Source organism: Capnocytophaga canimorsus, from assembly GCF_002302565.1.
GTDB lineage: Bacteria > Bacteroidota > Bacteroidia > Flavobacteriales > Flavobacteriaceae > Capnocytophaga > Capnocytophaga canimorsus.
In genome coordinates, this window is record NZ_CP022382.1 from 1,424,918 (window position 1) to 1,438,156 (window position 13,239).

At 36.2% G+C, this 13,239-nt stretch carries 14 protein-coding genes; 13 read left to right on the forward strand and 1 reads right to left on the reverse strand.

The annotated features are described in order from the left end of the window. The first annotated feature begins 329 nt into the window (after positions 1 to 329). The 13 genes from CGC47_RS06235 (at position 330) to CGC47_RS06295 (ending at position 12,115) form a co-directional block, all read left to right on the forward strand. Positions 330 to 1,313, forward strand: a complete 984-nt coding sequence (locus CGC47_RS06235) for a polyprenyl synthetase family protein (protein ID WP_042002309.1) — start codon at positions 330 to 332, stop codon at positions 1,311 to 1,313. Then, a complete protein-coding gene (gene uvrC, locus CGC47_RS06240) occupies positions 1,314 to 3,134 on the forward strand; it encodes an excinuclease ABC subunit UvrC (RefSeq protein WP_232779648.1) in 1,821 nt (606 codons plus the stop codon). It abuts the gene before it with no gap. 138 nt (positions 3,135 to 3,272) lie between these two features. Further along, positions 3,273 to 3,725 (forward strand): D-aminoacyl-tRNA deacylase, encoded by a 453-nt coding sequence (gene dtd / locus CGC47_RS06245; protein WP_042002311.1) that lies wholly within the window; start codon positions 3,273 to 3,275, stop codon positions 3,723 to 3,725. Then, positions 3,725 to 4,348, forward strand: coding sequence for a TatD family hydrolase (locus CGC47_RS06250; RefSeq protein WP_052456205.1), 624 nt, complete (start codon positions 3,725 to 3,727; stop codon positions 4,346 to 4,348). The genes dtd and CGC47_RS06250 overlap by 1 nt, the downstream gene beginning before the upstream one ends. A gap of 112 nt (positions 4,349 to 4,460) precedes the next feature. After that, positions 4,461 to 4,889, forward strand: coding sequence for an RrF2 family transcriptional regulator (locus CGC47_RS06255; protein WP_042002313.1), 429 nt, complete (start codon positions 4,461 to 4,463; stop codon positions 4,887 to 4,889). Between the two features lie 2 nt (positions 4,890 to 4,891). Next, entirely contained in the window at positions 4,892 to 5,233 is a 342-nt protein-coding gene (locus CGC47_RS06260) for a cupin domain-containing protein (protein WP_042002316.1), read from the forward strand. A gap of 11 nt (positions 5,234 to 5,244) precedes the next feature. Further along, a complete protein-coding gene (locus tag CGC47_RS06265; RefSeq protein ID WP_042002318.1) occupies positions 5,245 to 5,649 on the forward strand; it encodes a group III truncated hemoglobin in 405 nt (134 codons plus the stop codon). A gap of 105 nt (positions 5,650 to 5,754) precedes the next feature. Beyond that, positions 5,755 to 6,921 carry a glycosyltransferase family 87 protein gene (locus CGC47_RS06270; RefSeq protein ID WP_095900381.1) on the forward strand — a complete coding sequence of 389 codons (1,167 nt, stop codon included), beginning with the start codon at positions 5,755 to 5,757 and terminating at the stop codon, positions 6,919 to 6,921. A gap of 4 nt (positions 6,922 to 6,925) precedes the next feature. Beyond that, positions 6,926 to 7,861: a glycosyltransferase family 2 protein gene (locus CGC47_RS06275; RefSeq protein ID WP_164462312.1), complete on the forward strand. Its 936-nt coding sequence runs from the start codon at positions 6,926 to 6,928 to the stop codon at positions 7,859 to 7,861. Between the two features lie 15 nt (positions 7,862 to 7,876). Continuing rightward, the gene (locus CGC47_RS06280; RefSeq protein WP_042002320.1) at positions 7,877 to 8,638 is read left to right on the forward strand and encodes a polysaccharide deacetylase family protein; all 762 of its coding nucleotides are present in this window, start codon (positions 7,877 to 7,879) and stop codon (positions 8,636 to 8,638) included. Positions 8,639 to 8,816: 178 nt separating this feature from the next. Beyond that, entirely contained in the window at positions 8,817 to 9,866 is a 1,050-nt protein-coding gene (gene thiL, locus CGC47_RS06285) for a thiamine-phosphate kinase (protein WP_042002380.1), read from the forward strand. 46 nt (positions 9,867 to 9,912) lie between these two features. Then, positions 9,913 to 11,223 carry a hydroxymethylglutaryl-CoA reductase, degradative gene (locus tag CGC47_RS06290; protein WP_095900128.1) on the forward strand — a complete coding sequence of 437 codons (1,311 nt, stop codon included), beginning with the start codon at positions 9,913 to 9,915 and terminating at the stop codon, positions 11,221 to 11,223. Continuing rightward, positions 11,213 to 12,115: a GYDIA family GHMP kinase gene (locus tag CGC47_RS06295; protein WP_042002322.1), complete on the forward strand. Its 903-nt coding sequence runs from the start codon at positions 11,213 to 11,215 to the stop codon at positions 12,113 to 12,115. The genes CGC47_RS06290 and CGC47_RS06295 overlap by 11 nt, the downstream gene beginning before the upstream one ends. Positions 12,116 to 12,122: 7 nt before the next feature. Here CGC47_RS06295 and CGC47_RS06300 read toward each other — a convergent pair whose 3' ends face one another. After that, positions 12,123 to 13,154 carry a phytase gene (locus CGC47_RS06300; protein ID WP_042002323.1) on the reverse strand — a complete coding sequence of 344 codons (1,032 nt, stop codon included), beginning with the start codon at positions 13,152 to 13,154 and terminating at the stop codon, positions 12,123 to 12,125. Between the last annotated feature and the right edge of the window lie 85 nt (positions 13,155 to 13,239).

Consider the following 13,239-nt stretch of genomic DNA (forward strand, 5'->3'; position numbering starts at 1 on the left):
CGATTTCATTTGCTTAATCCCTAATTGCTTTACTATTAGGGCGCAAAGATAATTTTTTATTAGGCATTAGACAAAAGGCATATTCGATTTCATCTACTTAAATCATAAACAACTTACAATCAATATATAGAGATTCTTTTTAATAGCTATAAAGTCATTAAAATAATTAGGATTTAAAAGGCTTTCTCATCAAATAATTGTAAAACAAGGTTTTTTTATACCTTTGCGCAAATGCATTATTTACAAAAGTCAAACGAACTAAGAATTGTCAAAATATAAATAATATTTTGCAAGTAAAACATTATCAAACTAAACCTATCACACTATAAATGAAAAACATAACAACACAGATAAAACAACCCATACGAGAGGAAATGGAACTTTTCGAGCAGAAATTCCATTTATCAATGTCCTCAAAAGTGGCGCTACTGAACCGAATTACTTATTATATCGTTAATCGAAAAGGGAAACAGATGCGCCCAATGTTCGTTTTTTTGGTTGCTAAAATGGTAGGAAACGGCAGTGTGCAGGAGCGCACCTACCGTGGAGCTTCGGTTATCGAACTGATTCACACAGCGACCTTAGTGCACGACGATGTGGTGGACGACAGCAATAAACGACGTGGCTTTTTCTCCATCAATGCCCTTTGGAAAAATAAAATTGCCGTTTTGGTAGGCGATTTTTTACTCTCCAAAGGACTATTGCTTTCTATCGACCACGGAGATTTTGATTTACTGCGGATTATATCAGTAGCTGTACGCGAAATGAGTGAGGGCGAACTATTACAAATAGAAAAAGCACGTCGGCTTGACATTACCGAAGAGATTTATTACGAAATCATTCGCCAAAAAACTGCCACGCTCATTGCCGCTTGTTGTGCTATGGGCGCTTGTTCGGTAAAGCCTGATGATGCCCAAACTATTGAAAAAATGCGACTTTTCGGGCAATATATCGGTATGGCATTCCAAATCAAAGATGATTTGTTTGACTATTCAGACACCAGCATCGGTAAACCTACAGGTATTGATATTCGAGAGCAAAAAATGACCTTACCTCTCATTTACGCACTAAACAATACGGATGATAAACACCGAAAATGGCTTATAAACTCGGTAAAAAATCATAACAAAGACAAAAAACGCGTCAAAGAAATCATTCATTTTGTAAAAGCCCGTGGCGGACTGACATACGCCCAACAAAAAATGAAAGAATTTCAGCAAAAAGCCTTAAACATTCTCGGTGAATTCCCTGATTCCGAATATAAAACCGCTTTAGAACTGATGGTCAATTACGTTATCGACCGAAAAATGTAAATGTACCCACCTGATTTTATGGAACTCTCCTCTATTGATATAACGCTACAAACCCTACCCGATTCACCAGGAATTTATCAATTTTACGATAAAAACAACACCATTTTGTATGTGGGAAAGGCAAGAAATCTCAAAAAAAGGGTGTCTTCTTACTTTCAAAAGCAACACGAAACGGGAAAAACACGACTTTTGGTCAAAAAAATAGCCCGAATCGAACATATTGTGGTCGCTACGGAAAGTGATGCACTACTTTTGGAGAATAACCTCATCAAAAAATACCAACCACGATACAATATTTTGTTAAAAGACGACAAAAGTTACCCGTGGATATGTGTCAAAAAAGAACGTTTCCCACGAATTTTCCAAACCCGACGCGTGATTAAAGATGGCTCACTTTATTTCGGTCCCTACACCAGCATAAAAACCGTTCGCACCTTATTGGAGCTCATCAAAGAATTGTATCCGTTGCGAAATTGCTCGTATGATTTATCTATACAAAATATTGAAAATCAGAAATTTAAAGTATGTTTGGAATATCATATCAAAAATTGTAAAGGAGCTTGTGAAGGACTACAAACCGAAGCGGATTACAACCAAAATATTGCCGAAATTATTGAGATTCTGAAAGGAAACTTTAAAGATGTTTTAAAACGATTTCGGGCTGAAATGATCACTTTGGCAAACGAATTACGTTTTGAAGAAGCACAGCAAATCAAAGAAAAAATTGATATTTTAGAAAATTATCAAGCAAAATCAACCATCGTAAGCTCAAAAATCAACAATGTTGATGTATTTTCAATAGTTTCAGACGAAGAATTTGGCTACGTAAACTTTTTGCAAGTGGCTTACGGGGCAATCGTTAGGGCTCATACCATCGAAATCAAGAAAAAATTGGAAGAAACCGACCGAGAACTTCTCGAATTAGCCATTGTGGACATTCGGGAACGATTTTTTTCTAATTCCAAAGAAATTATTGTTCCTTTTGAGGTAACTTTATCCGAAAATTTACACTTAACCATTCCGAAATTGGGAGAGAAACATCAATTGTTAGAACTTTCATTACGAAACGCAAAACTTTTCCGACAAGAACGCTTCAAACAAGTAAAAATCACTGACCCTGAACGGCATACAAATCGAATTTTATCACAAATCCAACGCGATTTACATCTTTCTGTACCTCCCATTCACATTGAATGTTTCGACAACTCTAACATACAGGGAACCAATCCAGTAGCAGCTTGTGTGGTTTTTAAAAATGCGAAGCCGAGTAAAAAGGACTATCGTCATTTTAACATCAAAACGGTAGAAGGACCTAATGATTTTGCCTCGATGGAAGAAGTTGTTTATCGGCGTTACAAGCGCCTGTTGGAAGAAGAACAATCACTGCCTCAACTTATTATCATCGATGGTGGAAAAGGACAGCTTTCATCGGCATTAAAGGCTTTGGACGATTTGAATTTGAGGGGGAAAATAGCTATCATCGGGATTGCCAAACGCTTGGAAGAGATTTATTTTCCAGAGGATAGCATTCCGCTGTATTTGGATAAAAAATCGGAAACGTTGAAGGTTATCCAACAACTTCGTAATGAAGCACATCGTTTTGGGATTACTTTCCACCGACAAAAGCGAAGCAAGGCTGCTATCGTTTCGGAATTGGACAACATTGAAGGCATTGGCGAAAAAACCAAAGAGGCTTTACTGAAGCATTTCAAATCCGTAAAACGTATCCGCGAAGCCAACCTTGAGGAACTTGAAAACATAGCAGGATATCGCGGAAAAAAGGTTTTTGAGTATTTCAGACCAACAAATTCAGCAAAATAACAATCTGAAAATCAAAATACAAAAAAAAAGATTTAATAAAAGGTGAAATAGTTGTAAGCCATAAATTGTTTACATCGGTTTTCTTTATTGGTTATTTCTACAAGTTTTAATCTTACCTTTGCAAATAAAATAAGCAATATGCGAGTAGTTATTCAGCGGGTTTCAAAAGCTCGTGTAACTGTTGAGAGTGAAAAAATTTCAGAAATCGGACAAGGTTTCTTGGTTTTAGTCGGTATAGAAAATGATGATAATGAAGAAGATGTACGCTGGTTATCCCAGAAAATCACCCAAATGCGCATTTTCGACGATGAAAACGGAGTAATGAACCGATGCGTAAAGGATATTGACGGAGAAATCCTTACTGTTTCGCAGTTTACTCTACACGCCTCCACCAAAAAGGGCAATCGACCTAGCTACATCAAGGCTGCAAAACCCGAAATAGCCGTACCTTTGTACGAAAAATTTCTCCTACAGTTAGAAGTTGATTTAGGTAAAAAAGTACAAAAAGGCATTTTTGGAGCAGATATGAAAATAGACTTATGTAATGATGGTCCTGTAACTATTTTGATGGATTCCAAAAATAAAGAATAATGGTGTTTTTTGATATGCATTCACATAATTTGTCCGAAGAGGAAAATGCTTTGGTTATCTTAAATCAATATCCGCTTTCGGCACAAACCGAAAGCTTCTTCTCCGTAGGCATACACCCTTGGTATTTAGAAGATTGGGAGAAGCAATGGACAAAAATGCGCCCATTGGCAAGTCATCAAAATTGTTTGGCGGTGGGTGAATGTGGCTTGGATAAAAACATTTCTACCCATTTTGAATTACAACAAGAAATCTTTAAAAAACACATTGAGCTTTCCGAAGAACTTAAAAAACCGCTCATCATACATTGTGTAAAAGCCTACGATGAGGTTATTCGGCTAAAAAAACAATATAAACCTGAACAAATGTGGGTAATTCACGGATTTCGAAAAAATGAAAAAACGGCTTTAAATCTGATCAAAGCAGGAATAAAACTTTCTTTCGGAAAGGCTTTACTCTCAGATGAATCACTTCAAAAAACATTTAGAAATTTACCCCAAGACAGCTTCTTTTTGGAAACAGACAATGCCCATATTCCCATTTCACATATTTATCAAAAAGCCATCGAAATTCGCCAAAATCTTGATGATTTCACGAAAATGAAAATGTTTTTTATCTCTGAATAAAAAATATAATCCACTAATAAACAGCAAATAACAAACACAAAAACATCTTATAAAAGATATTTTTATCTGTTATAAAAAAACATTATCTTTGCCCACTGAAAAACGGTTAATTATGTTTTCAAAATCGTGCGAATATGGGCTTAGAGCAGCTATTTTTATCGCTCAGCAAAGTTTGCTTGAAAATAAATCGGGGGTAAAAATGGTGGCTGAAAAAATAGGGTCGCCCGAAGCCTTTACTGGAAAAATACTCAAAGATTTATCCAAAGAAAAGATTATTAAATCAGTTAAAGGTCCGTACGGAGGTTTTTACATCGAAAAAGAAGCAATGAAAAAAACAACCCTTTTGGATATTGTTCGTGCCATTGATGGCGATAAAATATACAAAGGTTGTGCCTTAGGACTTGAAAAATGTAGTGAAAAGAAACCTTGCCCATTGCACAATCAGTTTGTTGAAGTTCGTGAACATATCCGTAAAATGCTCAAAGAAAACACTCTTTTGAGTATGACTGATAACCAAACTACTTTCTTTTTAAAAATATAACTATGAAAATTGCATCATTTCAAGAGGATTTAGCCTTTAACACAGAAAAAATATCTGTTGAACTCATTTTAGAATCGGAATTTTCCAAAGAAATACGTATCACCCTTGCCAAAGGACAAGTGATGAAAGAGCATCAAACCCAATTTCCCATCGTTGTTCACGTTTTGGAAGGATGTATCGAATTTGGCATCTGTGGGAAACCAACGCCTTTGCTAAGCGGTACTATTTTAAGCCTTGAAGGTAACGTTCCGCACGATTTAAAAGCCATTGAAAACAGCGTAGTACGCCTGACTTTAGCGAAAACCGATAGCGTAACAAGAGTTCAGAAAGTATCTAATAACTAATCAATTAAATTATGAAAGACATTGAAACCCGAGAAGATATTGCCCAACTGGTTAGCGCTTTCTATGCAAAAATCAGAAAAGATGAATCGTTAGGTACTATATTCAATAGTCATATCCGTGAAGATGAGTGGACGGCTCACCTTGAAAAACTCACGGATTTTTGGGAAACCAATCTATTTGGCATTCCCAAATTCAAAGGGAGTCCTTCACAAAAACACATTTTGGTAGATAAAAATTTAAACTACGGAATCACTCAAAATCACTTTGGTCAATGGCTCAACCTATGGTTTGAAACCATAAACGCTATGTTTTCAGGTGAGTTAGCAGAACGTGCCAAACACGCTGCCCGAAAAATGGCTACTGGACAATATGTGATGATCTGGAACAATCGCCCCGAAAATATATCCGCTTACTAATAAAACTGAAAAATAAAACCTCATCACAAACCTGAGTATTAAAATGATTTTTAACGAAGTTTCTAAATGACTTTTTTCATAGAAATCGTTATTTTTGCCAAAAAAATGATGCTACGGTTGTTTAAGGATTTTCGCTTCGTTACATTGCTGTGGTTCGGTTTGGCTCTTGCTACCGTAATTCAGAATGTTTTTATACGAGGGAAGTATAATAACTATTTGATTTTTGAAGGAGTCTTCCGTCACACCATTGGAAAACTATCGCTTTACGCTGAATATCCAACAGAGTACTTTGATGTAAATCATTATGGAATTTTGTTTAGCGCTATAATTGCTCCGTTCGCTGTTTTGCCTAATTGGTTAGGTTGTTCACTTTGGATTATGAGCAACGTACTCTTTCTGTATTGGGCGATACGTCAACTGCCTTTGAAACAATGGCAAATAATAGGAATATTACTTATTGCAGCTCACGATTTATATACCGCAGCAGCAATGCAACAATTCAATATCAGTATAGTAGCCATTTTAGTAGGAGCATTTGTTTTCATAGAAAAAGGGAAAAGCCATTGGGCTACATTGCTGATTGTTATAGGGATTCTAACAAAAATTTATGGCATTGTAGGACTTGCTTTTTTCTTCTTTTCAAGAGATAAGATACGATTCATAGGGTCGGGACTACTTTGGTTGGTGATTTTATTTTGTTTACCAATGCTTTATTCCTCACCGCAATATGTTATCTCTCAGTATCAAGAATGGTTTGAACGATTGGCAGTCAAGAACAATTCGAATATGAATGCTTTACAATACAACCTTCAAAATCTATCCTTATTAGGATTTCTGCAACGAACGGGGGTTTTTAATAATAATTTAGTGGTAATTGTAACCGGATTAGTACTATTCACATTGCCTTATTTACGTTTTAATCAGTATGAAAATAAAGATTTTCGGTTGATGTTTTTAGCCTCTGTAAGTATGTTTTTATGTCTGTTTAGCACAGGAACGGAAAATAGTACTTATATAATAGCTTATGTAGGTATTGGAATATGGTTTGTAGCAAGTCCGAACCAAAACAAATGGTTAAAAATAAGCCTTTTGTCCCTTACAATACTAGCATCACTCTCACCTACAGACATATTTAAACCCCTAAAAGAACCTTATATTATTAAATATTCGCTACGGGCAATTCCTGTGGCAATTGTTTGGTTAGTAATGATTTGGGAAATGTGTTTTTTGAATTATAAAGACAGATTGCTCTTTGAAAATCGAAATGATTAAAGAAATGCAAAAAAAACAGATTGACATCGTAGTTCCTTGTTATAACGAATCAGGAAATATTCGAGTATTATACGACTCGGTACAAGCTATTTTTCAAGAAAAATCACTTGAAAATTACACGTTTAACCTTATTTTTGTCAATGACGGAAGCACTGATGATTCGCTACAGATTTTAAAAGAAATGTGTCAGAGGTATAAAAATGTGAAGTATATTTCCTTTTCGAGAAACTTTGGGCATCAATTGGCTGTAAAAGCAGGTTTAGACAATGCTTTTGGTGATGCTGTAATTTCAATGGACGCTGATTTGCAACACCCACCTTCTCTCATTCCTGAACTTGTCAGAAAATGGCAAGAAGGGAATCAAGTAGTGGCTACGATACGTAAATATGCTCCTGATGCGGCAAATAAGATAAAAAAATCGTCTACTTATTTTTATAAAATACTGAATTTCATTACTGATATTGAGATAAAAGATGGTGCTGCAGATTTTCGGTTGTTGGACAAGTCAGTGGTATCAGTAATTCGATCAATGAGTGAAAATGAACCTTTCCTGCGAGGAATGGTTCCGTGGACTGGATTTCGTCAGGTTTACATTCCGTATATTGCACAGAAAAGATTTTCTGGAAAAACCAAATATACTCTAAAAAAAATGCTTCATCTGGCAATGGTAGGAGCTACAGCGTTCAGTGTAAAACCATTACATTTTGCTGTGTATCTTGGTTTTGCCTTTTCATTATTATCTATTTTATACGTTCCTTATGTGATTTTTTCATTTATAAACGGAACAGAAATATCAGGGTGGGCATCACTGATTATGACAGTTGTTTTCTTTGGCGGATTACAACTTATCATTCTTGGAATTATCGGAATTTATATCGGAAAAATATTTAAACAAACTAAAGACAGACCCAATTACATCATTCAAGAAAGAAATTTTTAGAAAACATAATTCACAATGATTTATCTTTCATTCGACATCGAAGAATTTGATATGCCAAAAGAATATGGCTACAACATTGATTTCCAAAGACAAATAGCCATATCACGTGAAGGAACAATCGCTATTTTAGACCTTTTAAAAAAATACAACGCCAAGGCTACATTTTTTTCAACGGTTGTTTTTGCACAGAATTGTCCTGATTTAATAGAACGTCTTTTGATGGAAGGACACGAATTGGCTTCACACACCTATTATCATTCTAATTTTGAAATTTCTCATCTCAAAATGTCCAAAAAAGCCTTAGAAAAACAATTTCAAACTGAAATAAAAGGACTTCGTATGCCGAGAATGGCAGAAATAGAGGCAAACGAGGTAAAAGAAGCAGGATATATTTATAATTCGTCCGTAAACCCGACTATTCTACCGGGTAGATATAATAAATTACACGTATCAAAACGCATTTTTATTGAAAAAGGACTTCTGCAAATTCCTGCCGCTGTGAGTCCGCTATTTCGTATTCCTCTTTTTTGGCTTTCTTTTCACAACTTTCCGCAGTGGTTTTACCATTTTCTTTTAAAAAGAACGATGAAATACAGAAATTACGCTACATTGTATTTTCATCCTTGGGAATTTACCAATTTGCATCAGAAAGAATTTAATTTTCCGAATTATGTAATGCGAAATTCAGGCGAAAAAATGATTTCCCGATTTGAAGAACTACTAAAATTCATCCATCAAAATAATTGGAAAACTGGATTATACCAAGATTTGAAATAAAATTTTCAAAATAGTTTGTTGATTTTATCTATCCAAATCAAAATAGCACTTTCATCGCGATAGTCAAAGGCATAGGGTGTGATTTAAGTCAGCATTGAAAAAACAAAATCCTTTTTTTAAACCTAAAACGATTATATTTGCAAATAATCCACAACTTGTATTTGTTAAATCTTACCCTATGATAACCGATAAAAATGAATCTCGCACAGCTTTATCTGAACTTGGTGAGTTTGGACTAATATCACATCTGACTAAAGATTTCAAAATAGAGAACCACACTACTTTGAAGGGCATAGGTGACGATGCTGCCGTTATTGATTTTAGAGATAAAAAGGCTGTTATTTCTACCGATATACTAATTGAAGGAGTACATTTTGATTTAAGCTATGTGCCTTTAAAACACTTGGGTTACAAATCGGTGATGGTAAATCTTTCCGATATTTATGCAATGAATGCAAAAGCAACTCAAATTACGGTTTCTATTGCAGTTTCTAACCGATTTCCTTTAGAAGCTCTTGAGGAATTATATGCAGGTATTCGTTTGGCTTGTCAGAAATATAAAGTGGATTTAGTGGGTGGAGATACTACCTCATCAACTCGCGGATTGATTATTTCGATTACTGCTATCGGAGAAGCTGATGCTGAGGATATTGCATATCGAAATCAGGCAAATGAACACGACCTTATCGTAGTTACTGGCGATTTGGGTGGGGCGTATTTAGGTTTGCAAGTCTTGGAACGTGAAAAAGCTGTTTTTCAGGTAAATCCGAATTTGCAACCCGATTTAAGTATGTATACCTATCTCATTGAAAGGCAACTAAAACCCGAAGCCCGAAAAGATATTCCGCCTTTACTGAAAGCATTGGGTGTAAAACCTACATCAATGATTGATATCAGCGATGGACTTTCTTCCGAAATTTTGCATATTTGTAAGCAGTCGGGTATGGGATGCCGTATTTACGAAGAGAAAATTCCGCTGGACCCTCAAGTAATTAACACTTGTGAAGAATTTCATCTGGACAGCACCACCATAGCCCTAAGTGGCGGAGAGGATTATGAACTTTTGTTCACCATAAAGCCTTCTGATTATGACAAAATTAAAGGCAATCCTAACCTATCGGTTATCGGTCATATTGTAGAGAAAAACCAAGGAGAAAAACTCATTACTCGCACTGGAGAAGCTATCGAAATCATAGCCAGAGGCTGGAACGCCTTAAAAGAGCAATAAAATCAGAAATTTGTAAAACACTCAAAGACAATAACGATCAAAAAATATGACAAAAAAATCCGTAGAAGGTTTTTCAAAATTTACCAAAGAAGAAAAAATCAATTGGCTTTGTAACACCTATTTTCCTAATGAAAACGATGCAAAGTCATATTTTGAAAAATATCACAATACCGATGCCCATTTGCAAAAACTTCACGATGAGTTTATCGAAAACACGGTAAGTAATTATTATTTGCCCTTCGCTGTGGCACCTAATTTTCTTATCAATGGTAAAACGTATACCGTTCCGATGGCAATTGAAGAAAGTTCGGTGGTGGCAGCAGCTAGTAGAGCCGCTAAATTTTGGGAAAGTCGTGGCGGATTTAAAGCAACGGTGATTTCCACCGAGAAAAACGGACAAGTACATTTTATGTTTTATGGCGAAAAAGCCCGATTAGAAACCTTCTTTCAGCATATAAAGCCAATACTACTAGAAGCCGTAAAGCCCATTACAGCAAATATGGAAAAACGTGGCGGAGGCATGACTAACCTACATTTGGTGGATAAAACGGCAGATTTACCCAATTACTATCAATTATTTGCCCGTTTTGAAACTTTAGATGCTATGGGGGCTAACTTCATAAATAGCTGCTTGGAACAATTTGCCCACACCTTACAAGAAGAAGCTGAAAAAATCCCTGAAATAGGGCAGTTTCTGGAAATTATAATGAGCATACTTTCCAATTATGTTCCCGAGTGTTTGGTAAAATCGGAGGTTTCTTGCCCTGTAGAACAACTTTCTTTTGGCAAGATTGAAGGAAAAGCATTTGCCGAAAAATTTGTAAAAGCCATCGCTATTGCCAATGCCGAAGTACGCCGAGCCACTACTCACAATAAAGGAATTATGAATGGCATTGATTCGGTAGTTTTAGCTACAGGAAACGATTTTCGAGCGGTAGAAGCGGGGGTTCACGCTTACGCCTCACGAAGCGGAAAATATCAAAGTTTAAGCCACGCCTATATCGAAAACGGAATTTTTTATTTTGAAATTCAAGTTCCTTTAGCTTTAGGTACTGTGGGCGGACTTACCAATTTGCACCCCTTGGTAAAAACCGCACTTCAAATTCTTGAAAAACCCTCTGCATCCGAACTAATGCAAATTGCGGCCACTGTAGGCTTAGCACAGAATTTTGCCGCCATAGGGGCTTTAACCACCTCTGGAATTCAAAAAGGACATATGAAAATGCACCTAATGAACATTTTAAACCAATTAGGAGCAACACAAAAACAAAAACAAATCATCAGCGATTATTTTAAAGATAAAACCATATCGCACAGCGAAGTAGTTAAAAAATTTGAAGAACTCAATGCACAATAATCTTTCTTTTTACAGCCACGGAAAACTCCTACTCACGGGCGAATACGCCGTTTTAGACGGAGCTTTAAGCCTTGCCCTACCTTGTCAAAAAGGACAATGGCTAAAAGTATTTCCCTCTGAAAAAGAAGGTGTTTTCTGGAAAAGTAAAGATCTTAACGGACAGATTTGGTTCGAAAAAGAAATTTTCAAAACTTCTGCAACAAACGACCCTATTGCTCACACTCTGGAAAAAATTCTAACAACGGCTTTGTATTTAAACCCTGATTTTGCCAAAAAATTACAAAACTGCACCGTTGAAACCGAATTGGAGTTTGAAAGAAATTGGGGGTTAGGCACTTCCTCTACGCTAATCAATAACATCGCCCAATGGGCAGAGGTCAATGCCTTTGATTTACTCTTTAAAGGATTCGGAGGAAGTGGCTACGATATTGCTTGTGCCAAAAGCACAACTCCTATTTTATATCAAACTCAAAATCAAGAACCTAAAACCTACCCCATTTGCTTTTCTCCCGATTTCAAAAAGCATTTATTTTTCGTACATCTCAACCAAAAACAAGATAGTAAAGTTGGGATAGCACACTACAAATCCATTAAAAAAGGGAAAAAAGCATTTATTGAAAAGATTACCCAAATTACTGAAGATGTGGTGCGTAGCAAATCGTTTACCGAGTTTTGCTCCTGCATCGACCTACACGAACAAATCACCTCTGATTTTATTGGGCTTGAACCCGTAAAAAGCAAATTGTTTTCTGATTTTCAAGGAAGTATAAAGAGTTTAGGAGCTTGGGGCGGTGATTTTGTGCTGGTTGCCTGTGAACAACCCGATGTAAAAACCTATTTTGAAAATAAAGGTTTTCACACCGTTATTGCCTATCAGGAAATGGTTTTATAACCTCGCACTACTTTATTTTTGAGGCTATTTCCTGCCAATCATAATATTGAAAAATTTTTCCGTTGCTCATCACTACCAGCATTCCTTGAGGAAATTGCTCATTTAAGGGAATATTTGTAACATCAGCACCATCGCATTCAATTGAAGATAAGGGAATTTGAGCAAGTAACGGATATTGATGCGGATTCCCTGCAATGCCCTCACGCGGATAAACCATAAAGGTATTTTTCTGCTGATTTGACACTAAAATATATCCGGTAGTATCCGTTTGGTGATAAATAGCAATGCCCTCGTGGTCACGCTTAAAACCTTCAGTGGCAAAAAGTGCCAATTCTTGATTGCCTTTTTTAGGGTCGGCGTAATATTTGCGAATGCCCACCGTTTCATCGCAATAATAAATATAGCCCAATTGATTATCCACCGCTATGGCTTCTATCTCTTTCTTTCCACTATATTTGCCAAATTCACGGACTTTATACGCTGTTACCAACTCATTAGCAATCAGTTCATACTGCCAAAGGTAAGACTCGGAAGGACCTTCTTTTCTACCTACAATTACATAAATCTTTCCGTTTTCAGCATCGGAATATGTGGCAATACCCATAGGGTCACGCAATGTTTCTCCTTCAAAAACAGGAATTCCTCCTCCATCAATAGGCTGTAAATCAGGCAATGAAAACACTCGAATTTGATTTTTCTTGCGTTCGGTAACTACAGCAATATCCGTTTTTTGTCCGTTCAAAAGCATTCCGTAAGCTACATCTACATTATTAGGTCTGTCCAAAGGCACAAATTTATTTACGATATTTCCTTTCAAATCAAAAAGATACAAGCCTCCATTAGCTTCATTTTTATCCGTCCCAAGTACCAAACTTTGGGCAGGGTCAGTAGGATGTATCCATATAGCAGGGTCATCGGTGTCATTAGGCGTTTTTTGAGTAATTACCACAGGCGATAAAGCATCAGCGGCAACAGGTGCTAATTGGTTGTTACACGATATAAACATCGCAGAAAATACAAAAAACAATGTTTTTTTCATTTTAAAATTGGTTTAAAAACGAAGAAAATAGCTGTTATTTTCTTCGTTTTGAGAAATAAAATAACTTTGGATAACTCTTTTTCAA

Coding starts and splice junctions, on each gene's coding strand:
- CGC47_RS06235 (WP_042002309.1), top strand. CDS start 330: ATGAAAAACATAACAACACAGATAAAACAACCCATACGAGAGGAAATG.
- uvrC (WP_232779648.1), top strand. CDS start 1,314: ATGTACCCACCTGATTTTATGGAACTCTCCTCTATTGATATAACGCTA.
- dtd (WP_042002311.1), top strand. CDS start 3,273: ATGCGAGTAGTTATTCAGCGGGTTTCAAAAGCTCGTGTAACTGTTGAG.
- CGC47_RS06250 (WP_052456205.1), top strand. CDS start 3,725: ATGGTGTTTTTTGATATGCATTCACATAATTTGTCCGAAGAGGAAAAT.
- CGC47_RS06255 (WP_042002313.1), top strand. CDS start 4,461: ATGTTTTCAAAATCGTGCGAATATGGGCTTAGAGCAGCTATTTTTATC.
- CGC47_RS06260 (WP_042002316.1), top strand. CDS start 4,892: ATGAAAATTGCATCATTTCAAGAGGATTTAGCCTTTAACACAGAAAAA.
- CGC47_RS06265 (WP_042002318.1), top strand. CDS start 5,245: ATGAAAGACATTGAAACCCGAGAAGATATTGCCCAACTGGTTAGCGCT.
- CGC47_RS06270 (WP_095900381.1), top strand. CDS start 5,755: ATGATGCTACGGTTGTTTAAGGATTTTCGCTTCGTTACATTGCTGTGG.
- CGC47_RS06275 (WP_164462312.1), top strand. CDS start 6,926: ATGCAAAAAAAACAGATTGACATCGTAGTTCCTTGTTATAACGAATCA.
- CGC47_RS06280 (WP_042002320.1), top strand. CDS start 7,877: ATGATTTATCTTTCATTCGACATCGAAGAATTTGATATGCCAAAAGAA.
- thiL (WP_042002380.1), top strand. CDS start 8,817: ATGATAACCGATAAAAATGAATCTCGCACAGCTTTATCTGAACTTGGT.
- CGC47_RS06290 (WP_095900128.1), top strand. CDS start 9,913: ATGACAAAAAAATCCGTAGAAGGTTTTTCAAAATTTACCAAAGAAGAA.
- CGC47_RS06295 (WP_042002322.1), top strand. CDS start 11,213: ATGCACAATAATCTTTCTTTTTACAGCCACGGAAAACTCCTACTCACG.
- CGC47_RS06300 (WP_042002323.1), bottom strand. CDS start 13,154: ATGAAAAAAACATTGTTTTTTGTATTTTCTGCGATGTTTATATCGTGT.